Here is a 19,948-nt window from a genome sequence, read left to right as displayed (position 1 = left end):
GTTTAAAGGACAAGCGGCCTTACCGAGCACTGTGGACTTATTGATCAATGGACAGAAAGCCAATTCAACCGATGTGCAATCAGGTCCCTTCATTTTGAATAATGTTCCATTTATCAATGGTAAAGGCGAGGCGGTGATTGTTACCACAGATAGTGTTGGCCGTCAGGTGGCAACCTCTGTACCATTTTATATTTCGAATACGTTGCTTAAACCGGGGTTATTGGATTATTCGGTGTCTATGGGACAAATCCGCGAAGACTATGGGATTAAGAACTTTGAATATGGCAAATTTGCCAGTTCAGCAGATGCACGTTACGGGATTAATGACTGGCTTACGGCTGAAGGACGAGTTGAGCTCTCCGATTCAATTCAGTTGGCAGGATTGGGTTCAGTGCTTAAGTTGAATCGGTTTGGGGTGTTAAGTGGTTCGGCAACCCAAAGCTGGGCTGATGGAGAACTTAATCAGTTAAATAATAACTTGAATGGAAATAAAAACCTCAAGGGAAATCAATACACGCTAGGTTATAGCTATAACCAACAACGTTTTGGATTTAGTCTCAATCATACCCAACGCGATCAGGATTATTATGATCTTTCACGCTTGCAATATACAGATTTGATTTCAGCCAACAGTCATAAAAGTTTGGTTGCCAATACTTATTTTGCCACAGAAAAGTCGGGTACTTTTGGGGTGGCCTATATCCGAACCAAGAGCCGAGACATTGAAAATAAACTGATGAACCTGTCTTGGGCACCGGTATTACCGTCCTATCTGCGTGGTGCAACGGTGTCGTTAAGTGCCAATCGGGATTTTGTAGAAAAAGAGTGGAGTGCCGCATTTCAGTTGTCGGTTCCATTTTCCAAGAGCAGATCCACAGCCAATCTAGGTTATAGCCAACAATCCAGTGGCGATTATGCTTATATCAACTATAACCGCAGTGTGCCATTGGATGGTGGCGTTGGTGTTGATTTAACTCGACGCTTTAATGAAAACAGCGATGATTTTAATCAAGCCCGCGTGAGCTACCGTAACCAATATTTTAATACCGATGTCGGCATGTCGGGTAGCCATGACTACAACTATTGGTTTGGACTTTCCGGTTCAGTGGTGTTGATGTCAGGCAATGTCTTTGCTGCCAATCGATTGGGTGAGTCGTTTGCTTTGATTGATACTAACAAAGTTGCAGATGTTCCTGTGCATTATGAAAACAGTTTAGTGGGGCGGAGTAACGCCAAGGGCTATGTTTTTGTACCGTCAGTGACCCCGTATTACGCAGCCAAATACAGCATCAATCCGATAGATTTACCTTCCAACTTTAATGCAACCCAAGTTGAAAATCGGATTGCGGCAAAACGTGGTTCAGGTGTGGTGATTGGCTTCCCAATCAAACAGTCTTATGCGGCGAATGTGTCTTTAGTGCAAAGCAATGGGCAAGTGATTCCAGTGGGTGCTGTGGTACATCGTGCCGATCAAGAATCGAGTTATGTAGGGATGGACGGGATTGCTTATCTTGAAGATCTGAGTGCAGAAAATACCATTCGGGTGCAACTGCCAGATCAGCGCGTATGTGAAGCAAACTTTTCGTTGGATTTAAAACAAGCGCAACAATATGTGAAGCAAACTTTTCGTTGGATTTAAAACAAGCGCAACAACAGATTGTAGTGATTAAATCGGTTGTTTGTCGTGAGGTGGCTCAACCATGATTACTTTAAAAAAAATAATACCCGCAGGTCTATTATTCTCTGGATTAATATTGATTACTGCTCAGAGCTATGCGGATTGTAGTGTTAACTCAAGTGGCAATGTGTCCATTGGTAAGGTTCCTTCCATTACTCTGGCAGAAAATGGAGTTCAATCTTCGCAATTCAGTGCAGGTTTATCCTGTAGTGGATTTAGTTTGGCTGCTTTAAATACAACTTATCTGAAATATCGGGTTGATCAGATGCCAGCAAACTATATCAATAGTGTCACTGGTGAACGTCTTACTGTGAATTATTTGGATACCAACAGTAATCCAATTACTGTGGGGCAAGAAAGAGATATGAGTAGCTTTACAATTATTAATTTCTTTACGGGGCCAAATGGTGCGTTACCATTTTATGCAAAAATTAATCCTGGACAAGCTGTATCGCCTGGGATCTATCGAGCTGAAACACCATTTAAAGTCAAATGGTATTATTCTGTGCCTGCTATTGCTGTAGCTGGAATAGGATTTTATTTTTCAAGCCCTGGTTTTAATCGAGGTATTTTTGGAATCGGGTTTGATTGGGGAAGTGGTAGTGATTCTTCATTAAATTTGAGTATTGAAGTTTTACCAGACTGCCGTATTGCGACCAATGATGTAAATTTTGGAACAGCAGCCTTTGCAGATGCTTTTACACCAGTGAAAACTTCTATGGGTATACGTTGTTCAGTCAAGACCCCTTATAAAGTGAGCCTGAATGATGGTCTTTATCCACAAAATGGCAATCAACGTGCGATGAAGTCAGAGACGGGTAATAACTATATGAGTTATGAAATTTATAAAAACTCAAGCACAGAACGCTGGGGAAGAAATAACGAGCAGTGGTTGAGTGATGTTGCGACTACAAATCCTGGTATTTATGATGCGAAAACTCAGCAAGGTTATGCTTTCACAACAAAAGTTCTGGAAACAAATTCACTGAGTCTGCCTGCTGGTAAATATAGTGATACTATAACTGTACAGGTTGAATTTTAAAGGCTTATCCAATATAACATCATGATTTTTTATCATGATGTTAATTATAAAAAAGAATACATATAATTAAATTATTAATTTACACTATTGAAAATACCTAAACTATATTCTTTTATTTATTTAAGTGGTTTTATATTAAATTTTAGTGAAATAAATGATTATTTTTTTGAAAAAATTTCTTACATCATATTATTTATTTTGTCGCTAATTTCTTGTATTTGTTTGTTAAATGATTTTTTTGTATTTCGTGTGCTTAAATTAATCATGCTATTTTTTATTATGATTCTGATTTTATGTTTTTAAATCATTAATAGGTGTTTAAAACACCAATATAATTTTCAACAGATGTTTTTTTTATTAGTATAAGATTATAATAATTTTTTTAATTATAAGAGGGTTATCTGTTGTGCGAGTCTATGCATATTTTAGAGTTGATGATTTGTCTATAGAAAACAGTAATTATGTTTCCTATATTTCAAATGCTGGTTATGAAATACCAAATAAACGAGTGATCTTTGAAGAGGTTGAAGCGGGTATATCATTAAAATATAGAAATAAATTTATTAATTTGGTGAATTATGCGATGGAAAGCGGTGATTTATTGTTAATCAATGGAATTGATTCATTAGGTGGTAACTTTAACGAAGTAGCTTCAAGTGTAAACTTGATTTTTAAAAAAAAAATTCGATTAATCTGTTTAGATTTTTCTAAAAATGAAATTGTGGGAGATCTTAAGAAATTATTTATGCATTTTTTAAAGTTATGTTCTGATTTTGAAGAGAAATCTAGTTTTTCTAAAAAGAGCATTATGAATAAAGCAAAAAAGCGTGTCGGCCGTCCCGAGATTTTAACTGATAAGCAAAAGAAAGAAGCTTTGGATAAGTTTAAAAAGGGCCATACTGTTTATTCAATTGCTAAGCATTACTCAGTTACTCGAACGGTTATTCAACGTTTAATTTTAAAATCTTCTGATGTCATTAATAGTGATGAAAAGTAAATGAGGGGTCTAAAACTTCAAAAAAATCATATAAGTAGATTTGCAATTGCGCAGAAAAGATCTGATTTCAACAAAACAATTATTGTCCAATTGGTTTATGTGTTGCGACAAGTAAATCCCAAAAAAGCAAAAAATTTGATGAGTCATTATAGTATTGAAATAAAGTCGATAAATGGTTTGATCAACTATAGGATTCAAGGGATTAAACATGAGGGAAAAATGATTATCTTTTTATATGGTTCTGACTTATATTTTTTAGATCTAGGTAAGTCATTATTTGATCATGAATATTGATTTATTTGTGGTGTGCTAAAATATATTGTTATAGTTGATTTGTTTGTTGCCTAAAATAAAATTTAAGATATTTTTTTGATATTGTGTTTTTTTATTTATTATTAATATGTTTTAAAGTTTATTTTAAATAAATCAATTTTTAATTAATTTTTATAATATGAGGGTTTGGTTTTATAAATTTTTAAATATTTTATTGAGTTGTTGTATGTTTTTTTAAATTAAATGTTTCTTGAGTTAATGTGTGTGGAAGGAGGGTGGTTATTTTTATTTTGAATTTAGTGAATTGTATTTAAAGGATTAAAGTATTTGTTAAGTTTAAAATATTTTTATTAAAATAATATTTGTAAGTGATTTAGAAAGCTACAAGCTCAATTTAAAATTTAAATGTCAAAATATTTGGGAAGTATCCAAAATAGGGATGAATACTTCCCAACATAGTCAGAACGGCTTTATCAATAAGCAGTCTAAATTTGAACCATCTTAATTTGAATAGTCTTAATTTAAAGTTGGCATTGAAAATTGTTTGTTTTCACGGATGTTGGCAGAAGGCCAGCGTTGAGTAATGGTTTTTCGACGCGTATAAAAACGTACACCATCTGGACCATACGCATACAAATCACCAAAGAGTGAACGTTTCCAACCACCAAAACTATGATAAGCGACAGGTACAGGCAAAGGAACATTGATACCCACCATACCTACTTTAATATGATCAGAAAAATAACGTGCTGCTTCTCCATCACGGGTATAGATGCATGTTCCATTACCATACTCGTGGTTATCAATCAGATCCATGGCTTGTTGCATGGTTTCAACCCGCATAATTTGTAAGACTGGGCCAAAAATTTCCTGTTGGTAGCTGTGCATATTCGGGGTAACATGATCAATTAAAGTGGGTCCCACAAAAAAGCCATTTTGAAAATCGTCAACGCTTGCTTGTCTGCCATCCACAACGATTTTTGCACCTTGTTGCTCTGCACTGTCAATAAAACCAATCACTTTGGCTTTATGTTCTGCCGTAATCACAGGCCCAAAATCATTATTTTTATCGGCAAAATGTCCGAATTTTAATTTACTGATTTCATTTTGAAGTTTAGCAATGACGGTATCTGCAATTTCGTCACCGACTGCAACCGCAACAGAAAGCGCCATACACCGTTCACCAGAGGAACCAAAAGCAGCACCAAGGAGGGAGTTCACCACATTATCGACATCTGCATCGGGCATGATAATGGCGTGATTTTTTGCGCCACCTAAAGCTTGACAGCGTTTGCCCGCAGCTGTGGCCGTTTTATAAATATATTCAGCAATTGGTGTTGAGCCTACAAAACTAACCGCTTGAATACGCTGATCATTTAAAAGTGTATCTACTGCAACTTTATCGCCATTCACCAGATTAAAGACACCATCAGGAAGTCCTGCTTCTTTTAGTAATTGAGCAATATATAATGTTGAAGATGGATCACGCTCAGAAGGTTTTAAAATAAAACAGTTGCCACAGACAATTGCCATTGGGAACATCCAAAGTGGCACCATCACAGGGAAGTTAAATGGGGTAATTCCTGCAACGACACCTAAAGGTTGAAATTCACTCCAAGAGTCAATATTCGGCCCGACATTTTTGGAGAATTCACCTTTTAAAAATTCGGGTGCACCGCAAGCATATTCAACATTCTCAATCCCGCGCTGTAATTCCCCAGCTGCATCATGACATATTTTACCGTGTTCTAAACCAATTAGTTCACAGATTTTATCGGCATTTTTTTCAAGTAACTCTTTAAACTTAAACATGACTCGCGCACGTTTGATTACTGGCGTATCACGCCATGCGGGAAAGGCATTTTCTGCTGCTGCTATTGCATCAAGTACCGTTTTTTGGCTGGCAATAGCCACTTCAGAATTTGATTCACCTGTTGCTGGATTAAATACTTTTTGGCTACGACTTGCTTCCGTTGAAAGCTGTCCATTAATAAAATGTCCGATTGTATTCATTGATATCTCCTGATTTATTTTGGTTAAAAATTAACACCATAATTGCTGATAAAGTTTTACGATTTCTTGTTTGGTTGGAAGACGAGGATTATTACTTGGTGAGCCTGAAGCAAGTGCTTGTTCTGCCATAGTATTTACAACTTCATCAAAATATTGCTTATCTGCTCCAAAAGCTTCTAAAGTTGGCACTTGAAGGGATATATTAATGTCTTTTAATGCTTCAATTAACTTGGCATTGGCAGATTCAACAGAATCATTTTGCTGCGCAGCACCCATGGCCTTGGCACAGTCTGCATATTTTTCAGGTTCTGCGGGAATTGAATACTCAATAATCATGGGCAATAACATGGCATTTGATAAGCCATGTGGGACATGGAAAAACGCACCAATAGGGCGACTCATGCCATGAACTAAGGCAACAGATGCATTATTAAAAGCTACACCAGCCAATGTTGCACCCAGCATTAATGCTTCTCGGGCAACTTCATCATTTGGATCAAAATAGACTTTTTTAAGATTTGGGCCAATTAAGCGCATTGCCTCTAATGCTTGAGTATCACTATATAGATTGGCTTTTTTGCTGGTATAGGCTTCAATCGCATGGGTTAAAGCATCTATACCTGTATCTGCTGTGGTACGGGCAGGTAAACTTAACGTTAGTTCATAATCCACAATCGCAGCAATGGGCATAAAACCAGCACCGACACAGAGCATTTTTTCATTACTTTCATCATCAGTAATGATCGTGAATTTGGTTGCTTCAGAACCTGTGCCTGCTGTTGTTGGAACAGCAATAATTGGTAATCCCTGTTCATTGACCTGTCTAGGGAATTTATAATCTCGGATTTTTCCACCATAGCGACCTAAGATGCCAATTGCTTTTGCACTGTCAATTGGACTACCGCCACCCACAGCAATAATTGAATCATATTGGTGTGCTTGAATAAACTGAACCCCAGCTTCAATTGAACTAGATGTGGGTTCTGGAATGGTTTGATCAAAAAAGTCTGCTTCAATATTTTCACTTTTAAGAATCTTTTGAATATCGGCGATATAGCCTAACTTGACCATCATTTGATCAGTGATGATCAGTGGTTTATTACAGCCTAAGCTTTTTAAAATATAAGGAATTTTCTCTCGGGCATTTTTTCCGACTTCAAGAAATCTGGGCAACAAAATCGTGTGTGACATAAGCGAACTCCATTTTAGTTTCATTCCATTTACATGCATTTTGTATTTGAAAAAGACCAAGTTGCATGCTGTAAATTGGCTTTATAATATTTGTATATTGATATGCATCGTATCAATATAAAATTATATGTAAACAGATTTTTTACGATTTTAATTTAAATAAAATTATTTGTTTATAAATAACAATAGATTGATGTGTTTTTTAAAGTGAAAAAGAATTTTGTCTAGATTCATTATTAAAAATTAGCTATACATATATATCGATACATTATGTATCAATATAATTAAATAAATGGAGTTTAGAATGATAGGACTATTTGGAATAGTAGTGTCCTTGGTATTGCTGATGTATTTAGCTTACAAAGGTTTTAGTGTCATTATTTTGGCGCCTGTACTTGCACTGTTTGCGGTCATCTGGAGTGGAATGACGCATGAATTATTAGGATTTTATTCGCAAGTATTTATGAGTGGTCTAGGTGGGTACATCATTAAATATTTTCCACTTTTTCTTTTAGGTGCTGTCTTTGGCAAACTCATGGATGACAGTGGATCAGCTCGCACAATCGCAATTTTTTTTGTTGAACGCTTAGGGCATCATCGCGCGATGTTATCCATTGTGATTTCCTGTGCAATCTTAACCTATGGCGGTGTCTCGCTTTTTGTGGTGGGCTTTGCTGTATTTCCAATTGCTTCGGCATTATTTAAAGAACTAGGTATTCCTAAACGATTCATTCCTGCGGCAATTATGTTGGGGGCATTAACCTTTACAATGACCGCATTGCCTGGTACGCCTGCGATTCAAAACGCAATTCCAATGCCATATTTTAAAACAGATCTATATGCTGCACCTGTACTTGGCATCATTGCTTCGATTTTTATGTTAATCACGGGGATGTGGTGGCTAAATAGAAGAGTCGAACATTCGATAAAACAAGGAGAAGGCTATGGCAATCATATTGAACATCATAAAGAAATTTTAACCCATTCAGATCCTAGTTTACTGATTGCAATGATCCCGATTGTTTTGGTGATTTTATCGAATTTAGTATTATCTAAAGTGATTTTTCCAAATATGGATACTTCATATTTGGCAACGGCTCAATTTGGTCACACCAGTCTAAATTCTGTGATTGGCCTATGGTCGATTATTACAGCATTGGTGATCGCATGTATTGCCATTATTGCTTTAAATTGGAAGCGGATTAATGATATTCGAGACAGTATTCAAAATGGTGTTTCTTCTTCATTTTTACCTATTTTTAATACCGCCTCAGAAGTGGGATATGGGTCAGTTATTGCATCTTTAGCTGGTTTTGTCATTTTAAAAGATTTTTTAGTTGGTTTAGCGCCGAGTAATCCACTGGTTTCTGAAGCAATTTTGGTTAATGTACTGGCTGGGATCACAGGTTCTGCGTCTGGAGGTTTGAGTATCGCATTAAATACGATGGGTGAAACCTATATGAATCTGGCGCATGAATTTGGTATTTCACCTGAATTGATGCACAGAGTTGCCTCTATGGCTTCTGGATCTTTAGATTCACTTCCTCATAACGGTGCAGTGATTACCATTATTGCACTTTGTGGTCTTACACATAAGCAATCTTATTATGACATGTTTGTGGTCGCAGTCATTTTTCCACTGCTTGCGCTAATCGGGGTGATTACGCTGGGTACTTATTTTGGATCATTTTAATGCTTGAGTTTTAAAGCTAGAGACTTGGGGATTCTAAGTCGCTAGCTTTTATTATTTAATCGATTGAATTTTTTATATAGGTGTTTAAATCATTGGCTGCATCTCTTAATGCATCTTGATAGCTGATTAAGTCATCTAAGGATTTTCGAATACTTGGCGCATGGGTATATAAGCAAGCAATAATTTCACCATTGGGGTGGAGTATAGGTACTGAACAGGCCACCATCCCTGCGATAAACTCTTCATTATCGGTGCCTAAATTTGTCACGCCAATACGCTGAATTTCAGATTCCAGCAAATTAAGATCTGTAATGGTGTTTTTGGTGTACTGGGTGATTGGAATATTTTTTAGAATATTTTTCCTTTTTTCTGCGGATAAATGGCTTAAAAAAAGTTTGCCACTCGAAGTACACCAGACAGGCACTGTTGAGCCTACAGGTAAATATACTTGTAATGGCCAGTTTGTCTGTATACGGTCTACATACAGCATATGATTATCTTGTAGGATGGCTATACCACAGGTTTCACCAATCTTATTTGACAGTTTTTCTAAAATAGAAAACCGCTCAATTCTAAATTTTTCATTTTCCCAAACATTAAATAGTAGTTGTTTGACTCTTCGACCTACCAACAAGCCACCATGTAAATCTACTTTGACATAACCTTCTTTTTCTAATAATTGGATGAGTCGATGAATACTGGGCTTTGGAATATCAAGGGCTAAAGAGAGATCAAGTGGAGAAGGGGGATGTTTTGCTTCACCAATCGCTTCTAAAATCTCAAGGACTCGTGTGATTGATGAACCTTTATTTCGTTTTGTATCTTGTGTCATAAAATTTTCCAAAAGACCCTGCTTCATTCATACCCACTTGAGCTTATGGATATTATCATTTGAATGTTATAGATATGAAATTTTTATCTGCCATACTTTACCGTAATCATGGTTTTATCAGTATGCGAAATTTTATACCTATCATGAATGAGAAGAGAACAATCAGCAATAATCAACTATCTATCGAACTAAAAAAATTGTGTTATTCAAGGCTTATTTGATTCAATAAGCCTTTAAAATATTAACGTGATTTATTCCAACTCAAAACTTTAAATAGTCCAAACATCACAATAATCCAGATTGGAATCAAAATGACCGATTCTTTAAAGTTTTGCACCCACATGATATATAGGATCATACTGATAAAAATTAAAACAATATAATTACTTACGGGTGAAAACAATGAGGGAAATTTTACCCTTGTCCCTTCCAGCTTTTTAGCACGTTTAAATTTTAAATGGGTAAAACTAATTAGTGCCCAGTTTAAAACCAAAGCAGCAACGGCCAAATACATCAGATGACTTAGAGCTTCTTCAGGCACAAAATAATTTAGTAACACGCACCCAAAAATTAGGATAGAAGAGAAGATCACCGCAGAGATTGGTACACCTTGTTTGCTGACTTTTGCAAACATCTTCGGTGCATTGCCTTGTACTGCAAGTCCATACAGCATACGACTATTGGCATACATACCACTGTTATATACCGAAAGCGCAGCAGTCAGAATAATAAAATTGAGTAGATGTGCTGCCCAGCCTAAGCCCAATTGGCTGAAAATCATCACAAAGGGACTTTTATCTAAACCACCCAGATCAAGTTGATTCCATGGAATTAATGACATGATGATGGCAAGAGAAGCCACATAAAAAACCAAAATGCGGAAAATCACGCGATTGACAGCTTGTGGTATGCTTTTTTCAGGGTTTTCTGCTTCGGCAGCCGTCATCCCAATCAATTCAATGCCGCCAAATGCAAACATTAAAAAGGCCAGCATATAAAACAACCCTGAAAAACCATGTGGGAAAAACCCACCATGTTGCCAGAGGTTTGCCACAGTTGCAGTTGAATCAGTACCTGCTGTGAGCAAAAGATATAAACCAAATACAATCATCGAAATTACAGCAGCAACTTTGATAATGGCTAACCAAAATTCTGATTCACCATAAAATTTAACATTGCCCAGATTAAAACCAGTCACGATGACAAAGAAAAATAAAGCGGAGACCCAAGCGGGGATATGCGGCCACCAATAATGCACATATTTAGCTACCGCAGTAAGTTCAGTCATGGCGACTAGAATATACATTACCCAGTAATTCCAGCCTGATAAAAAACCAGGAAATTTCCCCCAATATTTTTGTGAAAAATAACTGAATGAACCTGCAACAGGTTCTTCTACAATCATTTCACCCATTTGGCGCATGATTAAAAAGGCAATTAAACCGACGATGGCATAGCCTAAAATAATCGAAGGACCAGCAGATTGGATGACTTGTGCAGAACCTAAAAATAATCCTGTACCCACAGCGCCGCCCATAGCGATCAATTGGATATGACGATTTTTAAGTCCACGTTTTAATTGGGAAGATGAGCGATTCAAAATATGCTGTGCTGAATAAAAGAAGCCATTGTAATAGATTGGCTATAGATAACCTAGTTTGAAAACAATGTTGTTGAGGCAATTTTATAAGATATTGAACACCGAAATATTAGAACGCTTCCATCTATCAAAATATGATCATGTTGAGTGAATCATATTGTTATTGAGAGAGCCTTCTCGCTTTGGGAGAAGGCTAGGATGAGGGGGATCTATACTTCTAAAAAGACTTATAAAACAATCCTATTAAGATTGTTCTAATGTACGCAGTGGATGCATGCCCTCAACCATACCCATAAATGGTGGGTATATTGAGTAACCAACCAAGGCTTGAAGTTCAGGCGAAATCGACCGTACCGTGTCTTTGGAAAGTTCAAGCAAATAGTTTTCTTGTTGTCGTACATAGGCTTCACAGTACTGATGAGTGATCGCAAAGCGTGAGGATTTCGAATGATTTTGACCACCACCATGCCAAGTCGTACCGAGGAAAAAGATCACTGAACCTGCAGGCATCACTGCGGGTATCGCTTCTGATCTTTGTGCAAATCGATCATCTCCCCAGTGATGGCTGCCAGGAATAATCACTGTTGCACCATTGTCTTCAGTAAAATCATCAATTGCCCAGACAGTTGCAGCACCAAGTGGCTGACGAGGGCGTGGGAGGCGATAAAAAGCATCATCATAATGCAGACTTTGAGCGACTTCACCTGAAAGAATATTAATAATTTGACTCTGAGAGAGCAGGAAATTGGGTTGAAACAGACGATCCATAAGACCAAGAATATGAGGATGTACCGCAAGTTGATCAGTGATTCGCGTTTTTGAGAGAACGTTATAGACACGTTGGGTTTGCTGTCCTTCAAATGGGTTACGTCCAGTTTGACCAAGCAGGGCAAGGCCTTCTTGCTTAATTTGCTGGCAGGTTTCTTTGCTGATCAGGTTGTTGATGATGACATAACCATCACGCATTAAGCTTTGGAAATCTCGTTCGATTTCTGGCGTATTTCGCTCAGGCCCTGGTTGTAATTGTCGATGGGTCTTTGCGTGATCTTTTTTATTATATTGACGAATATCTAATTTAGACATTGAAAGCTCCTTGATTTAACGTGCTGGGCAGAACGGAACAGTTAGTTGATATTGTTTCCTGCCTTGGTTTTTTTATTAGTATCTCCAGATCACAGTGGGCTGAGTTGTAGGGTATTGCTAGTCAGGTTCCAGAGTTGTTTGAATAGTTCCTCATTTGAGGGCCTTTCTTTGGCAAGGATGGCTTGATCAATCGCCAGACGCAGACCTCCCATCAGCATTGCTACTGTTGTATTCGGATTAAGATCTGGACTGATTATTCCCAACTTTTGCCCTTGAGCAATGTTACGTGCACCCGCTTCTAATAATGCCTCCATGTGTGCACGTTCGATATCAAGAACTTCAGGTTCACGGGCAAGTCGCCCAGCAATCAAAGGTGCCAGAGGATGATTATAGAAATAGTCAATAATTGCTTTGGTACGGGTTTTTTCGCGTTCTCTCCATTCAATATTTGTTGGAATGCTGTCACCCAAAGCAAGCGCTCTCAATGGTTCATAGAATTGATCCACAACAGCGGCAATCAGACCTGTTTTTGAGCCAAAGTGATGATAGGTGAGCCCAGCTGATGTATTCGCTCTTTTGGCTATGGCACTGATCTCCATATGTCCATTGTTAGCAATCAATTCCTGTTCTGCTGCAGTGATCAAGCGTTGGTAAGTCACCATCTTTTTTTTGGTCATGATTTTATTCTTAAAAAACTGAATTGAATTCAATTTAATTTTTATTAAAGAGATTGTCAACAGTATTAAGCCAAGATTCGTTAAAGAAATGGCTTTACCATAAGCTCGAAAGTGGGCTTAAGTCTGAGTAAGTGGAAGTATTGTTAGTGAGAAAAAATTAGAAAAGGCAAATATAAGTGAGTACAAATATGACAGAGATTTTTAATTGATCGCTTTTAAATGAATGGTTTTTATTTGAATTTAACTTTTATTTATTCTGTTCAATATTTTGAAAAGTCTTTTTTAAACCATAAGTCAACATAAAATTCCCCTCATCCTAGCCTTCTCCCAGCGGGAGAAGGGACTTTCAATACAACTATGAATCACTCCAGATGATTATTTATTGATTTATGTAAGAGTCCTAATAAAATATTTAATTAATGACAATTTTGTAATAAAAATGCTTTATCGAACATTTACCAATATCTTGTTTCTTTTTTGTATAAATGTAATTGTAAATTTAAAAAACTACTATATAAAATTAATCATTAATTTTTAAAATGAGTAGGATTGTGAAAAATTAAACAGGTATGGATTCGCTTTAGTATGATTTTAAAATAATTTATTGAATTCTATTTTATCTTTGTAGCGTAGAAACATACTTAGTTGAGTTTTTTAAAGATCATGAAAATTGTAATGGGAAAGAAGCTGTTTTTTGTTTGGCTATTGATGTTTCAATTTACATTTCAGAATGTCTGGTATGTGGTTGAATCTTTATGCCTTAATGAAATTTCGATTCAAAAGCATATAAAACAAAATATTTATGATAAAGAATCACTTATTGCCATGGGTGATGTTGAAAGAAATATTGAAAAAATAAGTTATAACAATGAAATAAATCAGTTTTGTCAAAATATTTGTTTAAATGATAAATGTAATTTCATATCGAACTTTGCTGATTTAAAAATTGAACGCTATTTTGAAAATACATTTAATCCATTTTTTAATCTTCTCATTTTTCAGAGATACAGATGGTTAAATTTTTATCAATCCCCTGAATTAAATAATTTATCTCCTCCTCCTAAATTCAATTAGCTATACGGTGGTTAGCTAAAGCAGCTCCCACCATTTTATATTTTTGTATATGCTGAGGAGTATTTAAATGTTTAGTCAAAAAAAATCTATATGTTATTTTGTGGAATCATCATATTTAAATTTTATGTTTAAAATAAGTACCTTGTATTCTTTGAAATTGATTAAGAGTCATACGGAATTTTATTCGATAGAATATGATTTATTTTATTGTGGGAGGAAATAGTATGAGTATTATATTTTCTTCCAGAATAAGGACCATGGGCTCAAGAGTTATTGGTTTTGTATTGGCAATAATTATTGCTTTTAGTTTTGGTCTATGGCACGACACTTTTCCATTGATTGAGCATCTTTTATGGTTGCTCGGTTGGTTTTTAGTAGGAATTGGTGCGATGGGACGGATATGGTGCAGTATCTATATTTTAGGTCATAAAAATGCGAAGTTAGTTATGGATGGTCCATATTCCATATGTCGAAATCCACTCTATTTCTTTAGTTTTTTAGCTGCACTGGGGATTATGTTTTTAACTGAAACCTTGTTCTTTCCTGTGGCTTTTAGTTTGTTTTTTTTAGTTTATTATTACTTTGTCATACGTCAAGAAGAGCGTTTTTTGAGGAAAAAATTTGATCAATTGTATTTGAATTATACTCAAACTACACCACGCTTTTGGCCGAGTTTTAAAAACTATTCTGAACCGCAATATTGCCAAGTGTCATCCAAACATTTTAGGTTGTTCTTAACTCAGGTGATCTGGTTTTTCTGGGTCGCTGCGTTTGTACAACTGTTTGAAGAGCTTCGATTGTTAGGGGTTTTTCCTATTTATTTCAATATATTTTAATCCGCTTTTATTAACTTGATTTGAGGTTTAGAGTATCTAGTAAAAGTTATATTATTGGGTACTCTAAAAGGATTTAATTATAAGGCTTATCTAGTCACAATAAAGGAAGTTATATTAATGTTGAAGTGATTGTCGAATAGACACTTCAATTGTGAATTATATAAGGCTCCTCTATAATTAAATTCTTGCGTGTAGAAAATAGAGAAGTATGTCATCACAATCTCAAGTCGCTTCTACTCAGGTGACAAAACGGCAAACCAAGCCAGCAGAAGTCCGAATTGATGAGCTGATGAATGCTGCACAAACGCTTTTTTTGGCAAAAGGCGTTGAAGCCACCACCATTAGCGAAATTATTGCCAGTGTGGGCGTTGCTAAAGGGACCTTTTATCATTACTTTGAATCGAAACAGCATATTGTTGAAGCATTAAAAAAACGTTATATCGATTTTTTTATCGCGGCTTTAGATAGGGCAGTTGCAACATGTGATGCTGAAGATTGGGTCAGTCAATTTAAGGTTTGGGTCTCTGCCAATATACAAACCTATCTCGAAAGTTATGCAGTGCATGATATTGTTTTTGGCGCACATCACCATGAACGTAAAAATAATGAAAAAAATATGATATTGGAACAACTGCTGCAAATCTTAAATGGAGGGCAGCAGGCGGGTATTTGGCATTTAGAACAGCCAAGATTGACTGCTTTATTGATTTATTCTGGTGTGCATGGGGTTGCAGATGAAGCAATTGCCAATCAACTGCACGATAGCACAGATTTTTCTCAGCAAATTGCGCTGCAATATTTAAAAATGCTCCATCATGATGGCTAACTTTCAGCATTATCTTGAATCTTATAAATCGCTTCTCGTCTGATATTTTTTTATGATCAATTTTAATTAAAACCCTAAACGATGCATTTAAAAGTTAACCATTTTGCTTAAGTCGCGATCAGTGATGATCTTTAAAAGCACTTTCAAGACAGTTATAAAAAATGAAAGGTTTGGGTTTTAAGTGGGTTTTTATACATTGACCGACGGTCGGTCAGTATATAATATAATGATTCTCATTTAAATGATCTAGGTGATGTATGAATGCATCTCGCCAGCCGATTTATCTTATTTTAGCGCTCTATATCAGTACCTTTCTGTGTTTGGTGGATTTAAGTAGTGTCAATCTTGCACTTGGAAGTATTCAAAGCCAATTTAATAGTGATATGGCGGATCTACAGTGGGTGATTGATAGCTATGCTTTAAGTCTATCGAGTTTAATGTTAGCGGTGGGGGCATTAAGTCAGCGTATAGGGCGTAAAAAATTATGGTTGCTGGGTGTGATCATTTTTATTGTGGGTTCATTGATTTGTGCAATGGCAAGCAATTTTAGCTTGTTGATTATTGGACGAATGATTCAGGGAGTGGCTGGTGCAGTTTTAATTCCTTTGGCATTGGCGATCATGGTGCATCATTTTCATCAACCGCAAGACAAAGCGCGTGAAATTGGTCGCTGGAGTTCGTTTAGTGCGTTTTCATTAATTGTCGGCCCATTGATGGGGGGATTATTGGTACATCATTTTGGTTGGCAAAGTATTTTCTGGCTTAATCTTCCTGTAGGGATTCTGACGATTTACTTGGGTTATTATGGTATTGAGGCGGATCAGAAATCGGTGCCTGTACCGTTTGATTATTTAGGTTTGCTCTACAGTGCTGTAGCGATTGTCACATTAACGTATAGCATTATCGCATTACAACATGTGCATTTAGCGCATTGGTTTATGCTAAGTATTTTCTTATTTATCTTGGCAAGTATGGCGTTTGTATGGCAGCAAAAACATGCCACTCATCCATTGATCCCCAATCATTTATTTAAAAATAAACGCTTTTTAGCCTATAACGCGATTTCTTTTATTTTAGGGTTTGCAGGATATAGTTCGTTATTTATCTTTGCCTTGTTTTATCAAAATCAGATTGAGTTAACTGCAGCACAGGCGGGCTGGTTGATTGCACCACAGTTTTTAACACAGGCATTTGTTTCCATCGCTTTTTCTAAACTACACCATCGTTTTACTGTGGCAAGCCTGTTAACGCTGGGCTTGGCAATTGCAGGCACAGCCTTGTTGGCGATGATGAGTTTTCAAACCGATTCATCTTTTGCGCTATTTATCTTTTGTAGTGGACTTATGGGCATAGGAATGGGATTGATCGTGCCGGGCTCAAGTACATTGATCATGGGCAGTGTACAAGTGCAAGATGCAAACTTTGCCGCAGCTATTTTAAATACATTACGCCAATTGGGAATGACAATTGGGATTGCAGTATTAGGTACAGCGATGACCTTTGTGACCACTTTGTCTCAGCAGCAGGGTAACAGCTTACAATCTGCTGAACTGCTGGCTTTCCATGTCACAGTCATGTTGATGGGCGGACTCTTTCTACTGTCTATTTTGTTTATGTTATATAGCCAAAAACAAGCGAAATAGTCGAGTGGAGAGGTGTTGAATATGACTTGCTAGAAGTGATGTTTAAGAAAAAATAAGTATTTTCGGTGCTTGGGAATTTTTCGCAAATTATTCTATTTAATTTATCTGCGCCTAGAAATTAGTTCATCATTTTGGAAAGTAAATTATAAATTGATAGAAATTAATTTGCCCTAGTTGACTGAATAACTTTACGGAATTTAGTAGATTTTATACTCAAGTTACGACTTGAATTTGAGTATGAAATCGTTGTACCTTCTTAATGTTTATATAGTAAAGCCACTAAAGGCTAAAGTATTGTAATTAAATGTCTTTAATCTAAATAAGTATTTACATATGTCCAGATAAATTTGACTTTTTTGTGTGTATAATGTCCAGATGAATAGCACTATTATGTATGTTGATTTATGAGGGAGAGTTTTATGCATAAGTCTTTTAAGCTTTCTAGTTCTTGTACTCAAAATGAACATCAAACATCAAGTGTTGCTAAACAAGTTCAGTCAAAAATCAGTAAATACCAGCGTGGGCGTATATTCACTGCTGAGAATTTAAAAGTTGAAGGTTCGCATGATGCCGTTCTGCGTTCCCTTTCTAGATTGGTAAAAAAAGGCGAGATTAAACGTATTCATAAAGGTATTTACTATAAGCCTGAGATGAGTCATATCTTAAAAGGTAAAGCTTTACCCCCAGACTTGAATGAAACAATCAAGGTGATCAGTCGTTCGAATAAAGAGAAGTTGCAAGTACACGGAGCGATAGCAGCCAATAAATTGGGAATCTCGAATCAAGTGCCAATGACAAAGGTGTTTTATACCAGTGGAGCATCACGAGAGATCATTATTGCAGGATCTAGAGTGAAGTTTATTCACACTGAAAGCAAAATTTTATTGCAATCAAGTAGTACAGAAGTGGGCCTAGCAATCTCTGCTATGTACTTTTTAGGAAAAGAATTGGTTAATGAAAGAGTGATTCTTCAAATCAAATCATATTTAACAGAAGAACAGTTCGAAGACCTAAAGAACTTAAAATTAACCAGTTGGATGAAATCAGCATTAGATAAGAAAGAATATAATCATTATGACGTCATCACCTAAATCATTCATGCACCTAACAGTAAAGGACCAATCTGAAATTTTTCGTGATTATGCTTCAATCACGCCTAATCGGGGGATAGAGATAGCCGAAAAAGACTTGTGGGTATGTTGGGTGCTCAAAATGTTATTTGAAATGCCTAATCACCTAAATATGGCTTTCAAAGGTGGGACGTCTTTATCTAAGGTATTTAATGTGATTGATCGTTTTTCTGAAGACATTGATATTACTTTGGATTACCGTCAATTTAAGGCTGTTGATGAGTTGCACTTAGAAGAAAATCAAACTGCTCCAAAACATATAGGTTCGGCTGTTAGTAGAAGGATTAATAAAAAACTTGAACTCGAAGTGCGCTCTTATGCTGAAGATGTTGTAGCTCCCTATCTGAGAGAAATGGTTGCCCAATTGCCAAGAAGTGAACTCTTTAAAATTAAACTAAATGAAAAGGGTGATGCTATTGAATTTTCTTTTCCTTCAATTCAGAAAAGTGATCAAAGACAAGGCTATATGCTTCAATATGTATTAATTGAGTTTGGTGGTCGTAATATCATTGAACCGAATGATATATGTTATGTTACTCCTTATATGGCTGCTTCTTACACAGATTTTGAATTCCCTTCCAGTATGGTTACTGTACTTTCAGCACATCGTACATTTTGGGAAAAAGCGACTTTGATTCATGTTGAGTGTCATCGTGGTGTCAGACAGGATGCGGCTCGACTATCAAGGCACTGGTTTGACTTGATGTATCTTAGTAATCATACAATTGGCCAGGCTGCCATTCAAGACGTTAATTTACTAAAAGATGTAGTCGCACTGAAAAATATTTTTTTCAATGCGGGTTATGCAAATTACCCTAAGTGTCTTTCAGGTGATTTTGTTTTAGTTCCAGATGATTTGGGTATCCGTCAGCTTAGAGTTGATTATGAAAAGATGATTGAATCTAATTATTTAAACGATTCCACGATCAGTTTTGATCAAATTATTCAATCTACACAACTAACGCAAGATCTAATTAATCAGATCATTAAAGATCACAACTTAAACTCATAATAAATGTTGCATTTGTTTACTTCATAAATCATGAGTGAGTAAAGATTAAATAGTTATTGTGTGTAAGAAAACAGAGTAAAAACAAAGTATTACTTTGTTTGGAGCGCAAAGATAACCCAGTACAGAAGCGAGACATTCGGCTTCTTTCATCAGCCCTTTTAAGATTGTAAATCAACATAAAAGCCCCTCATCCTAGCCTTCTCCCAGTGGGCATAGGTATCTACACAATTAAATCTATTTAAGTTAAATTGGAGAGCATGCTCTCCAATTTAACATTCCACACTTAGATAACCGATTAGTTAAACGCTACGGACGTCTTGTAAAACTTAATATGAATCCACTTGCTTC

The 19,948-nt window shown here is 36.2% G+C and carries 15 protein-coding genes and 1 pseudogene; 10 read left to right on the top strand and 6 right to left on the bottom strand.

Annotated features, from left to right (window positions below; genetic code table 11):
- From M2R48_RS13810 to M2R48_RS13800, 3 genes and pseudogenes are all read left to right on the top strand, one after another.
- Positions 1-1,704: pseudogene (locus M2R48_RS13810) on the top strand (fimbria/pilus outer membrane usher protein); the annotation flags it as partial.
- Positions 1,701-2,720 carry a spore coat protein U domain-containing protein gene (locus M2R48_RS13805; RefSeq protein WP_262086471.1) on the top strand — a complete coding sequence of 340 codons (1,020 nt, stop codon included), beginning with the start codon at positions 1,701-1,703 and terminating at the stop codon, positions 2,718-2,720. The pseudogene M2R48_RS13810 and the gene M2R48_RS13805, both read left to right, overlap by 4 nt.
- 406 nt (positions 2,721-3,126) lie before the next feature.
- Positions 3,127-3,717 carry a recombinase family protein gene (locus tag M2R48_RS13800; RefSeq protein WP_262086470.1) on the top strand — a complete coding sequence of 197 codons (591 nt, stop codon included), beginning with the start codon at positions 3,127-3,129 and terminating at the stop codon, positions 3,715-3,717.
- Between the two features lie 789 nt (positions 3,718-4,506).
- Here M2R48_RS13800 and M2R48_RS13795 read toward each other — a convergent pair.
- Both M2R48_RS13795 and M2R48_RS13790 read right to left on the bottom strand, forming a co-directional pair.
- On the bottom strand, positions 4,507-6,003 hold the full coding sequence (locus M2R48_RS13795) for a CoA-acylating methylmalonate-semialdehyde dehydrogenase (RefSeq protein ID WP_262086469.1): 1,497 nt from the start codon (positions 6,001-6,003) through the stop codon (positions 4,507-4,509).
- 30 nt (positions 6,004-6,033) lie between these two features.
- Entirely contained in the window at positions 6,034-7,194 is a 1,161-nt protein-coding gene (locus M2R48_RS13790) for an iron-containing alcohol dehydrogenase (protein WP_262086468.1), read from the bottom strand.
- A gap of 304 nt (positions 7,195-7,498) precedes the next feature.
- Between M2R48_RS13790 and M2R48_RS13785 the strand changes: the two genes are divergently transcribed.
- A complete protein-coding gene (locus tag M2R48_RS13785) occupies positions 7,499-8,887 on the top strand; it encodes a GntP family permease (RefSeq protein ID WP_262086467.1) in 1,389 nt (462 codons plus the stop codon).
- Between the two features lie 55 nt (positions 8,888-8,942).
- Here the strand turns inward: M2R48_RS13785 and M2R48_RS13780 are convergent, their stop codons facing one another.
- The 4 genes from M2R48_RS13780 to M2R48_RS13765 form a co-directional block, all read right to left on the bottom strand.
- The gene (locus M2R48_RS13780; RefSeq protein WP_262086466.1) at positions 8,943-9,719 is read right to left on the bottom strand and encodes an IclR family transcriptional regulator; all 777 of its coding nucleotides are present in this window, start codon (positions 9,717-9,719) and stop codon (positions 8,943-8,945) included.
- A gap of 241 nt (positions 9,720-9,960) precedes the next feature.
- Positions 9,961-11,319, bottom strand: a complete 1,359-nt coding sequence (locus M2R48_RS13775; protein WP_262086465.1) for an amino acid permease — start codon at positions 11,317-11,319, stop codon at positions 9,961-9,963.
- 243 nt (positions 11,320-11,562) lie between these two features.
- Positions 11,563-12,402: a phytanoyl-CoA dioxygenase family protein gene (locus M2R48_RS13770; protein WP_262086464.1), complete on the bottom strand. Its 840-nt coding sequence runs from the start codon at positions 12,400-12,402 to the stop codon at positions 11,563-11,565.
- 89 nt (positions 12,403-12,491) lie between these two features.
- Positions 12,492-13,079, bottom strand: coding sequence for a TetR/AcrR family transcriptional regulator (locus M2R48_RS13765; protein WP_262086463.1), 588 nt, complete (start codon positions 13,077-13,079; stop codon positions 12,492-12,494).
- 675 nt (positions 13,080-13,754) lie between these two features.
- Here M2R48_RS13765 and M2R48_RS13760 point away from each other — a divergent pair.
- The 6 genes from M2R48_RS13760 to M2R48_RS13735 all read left to right on the top strand — a co-directional run bounded on the left by M2R48_RS13760 (position 13,755) and on the right by M2R48_RS13735 (position 19,600).
- A complete protein-coding gene (locus tag M2R48_RS13760) occupies positions 13,755-14,153 on the top strand; it encodes a hypothetical protein (RefSeq protein WP_262086462.1) in 399 nt (132 codons plus the stop codon).
- 224 nt (positions 14,154-14,377) lie between these two features.
- Positions 14,378-14,989: a methyltransferase family protein gene (locus M2R48_RS13755; protein ID WP_262086461.1), complete on the top strand. Its 612-nt coding sequence runs from the start codon at positions 14,378-14,380 to the stop codon at positions 14,987-14,989.
- A gap of 208 nt (positions 14,990-15,197) precedes the next feature.
- Positions 15,198-15,815 (top strand): TetR/AcrR family transcriptional regulator, encoded by a 618-nt coding sequence (locus M2R48_RS13750; protein ID WP_262086460.1) that lies wholly within the window; start codon positions 15,198-15,200, stop codon positions 15,813-15,815.
- A 257-nt stretch (positions 15,816-16,072) separates the two neighbouring features.
- A complete protein-coding gene (locus M2R48_RS13745; protein ID WP_262086459.1) occupies positions 16,073-17,458 on the top strand; it encodes an MFS transporter in 1,386 nt (461 codons plus the stop codon).
- 419 nt (positions 17,459-17,877) lie between these two features.
- Complete coding sequence (locus M2R48_RS13740; RefSeq protein ID WP_262086458.1) at positions 17,878-18,549, top strand: type IV toxin-antitoxin system AbiEi family antitoxin domain-containing protein; 672 nt, start codon at positions 17,878-17,880, stop codon at positions 18,547-18,549.
- Positions 18,533-19,600, top strand: coding sequence for a nucleotidyl transferase AbiEii/AbiGii toxin family protein (locus M2R48_RS13735; RefSeq protein WP_262086457.1), 1,068 nt, complete (start codon positions 18,533-18,535; stop codon positions 19,598-19,600). Before M2R48_RS13740 ends, M2R48_RS13735 begins: the two co-directional genes overlap by 17 nt.
- Positions 19,601-19,948: the final 348 nt, after the last annotated feature.

The organism is Acinetobacter sp. I-MWF, assembly GCF_025433935.1.
Taxonomy (GTDB): Bacteria; Pseudomonadota; Gammaproteobacteria; order Pseudomonadales; family Moraxellaceae; genus Acinetobacter; species Acinetobacter guillouiae.
This window is presented reverse-complemented; position numbering and strand designations above follow the sequence as displayed.

Excerpts from the sequence above, each read along its gene's own strand:
- M2R48_RS13805 (WP_262086471.1), top strand. The coding sequence starts at position 1,701 with ATGATTACTTTAAAAAAAATAATACCCGCAGGTCTATTATTCTCTGGA.
- M2R48_RS13795 (WP_262086469.1), bottom strand. The coding sequence starts at position 6,003 with ATGAATACAATCGGACATTTTATTAATGGACAGCTTTCAACGGAAGCA.
- M2R48_RS13790 (WP_262086468.1), bottom strand. The coding sequence starts at position 7,194 with ATGTCACACACGATTTTGTTGCCCAGATTTCTTGAAGTCGGAAAAAAT.
- M2R48_RS13785 (WP_262086467.1), top strand. The coding sequence starts at position 7,499 with ATGATAGGACTATTTGGAATAGTAGTGTCCTTGGTATTGCTGATGTAT.
- M2R48_RS13780 (WP_262086466.1), bottom strand. The coding sequence starts at position 9,719 with ATGACACAAGATACAAAACGAAATAAAGGTTCATCAATCACACGAGTC.
- M2R48_RS13770 (WP_262086464.1), bottom strand. The coding sequence starts at position 12,402 with ATGTCTAAATTAGATATTCGTCAATATAATAAAAAAGATCACGCAAAG.
- M2R48_RS13765 (WP_262086463.1), bottom strand. The coding sequence starts at position 13,079 with ATGACCAAAAAAAAGATGGTGACTTACCAACGCTTGATCACTGCAGCA.
- M2R48_RS13760 (WP_262086462.1), top strand. The coding sequence starts at position 13,755 with ATGGGAAAGAAGCTGTTTTTTGTTTGGCTATTGATGTTTCAATTTACA.
- M2R48_RS13755 (WP_262086461.1), top strand. The coding sequence starts at position 14,378 with ATGAGTATTATATTTTCTTCCAGAATAAGGACCATGGGCTCAAGAGTT.
- M2R48_RS13750 (WP_262086460.1), top strand. The coding sequence starts at position 15,198 with ATGTCATCACAATCTCAAGTCGCTTCTACTCAGGTGACAAAACGGCAA.
- M2R48_RS13745 (WP_262086459.1), top strand. The coding sequence starts at position 16,073 with ATGAATGCATCTCGCCAGCCGATTTATCTTATTTTAGCGCTCTATATC.
- M2R48_RS13740 (WP_262086458.1), top strand. The coding sequence starts at position 17,878 with ATGCATAAGTCTTTTAAGCTTTCTAGTTCTTGTACTCAAAATGAACAT.
- M2R48_RS13735 (WP_262086457.1), top strand. The coding sequence starts at position 18,533 with ATGACGTCATCACCTAAATCATTCATGCACCTAACAGTAAAGGACCAA.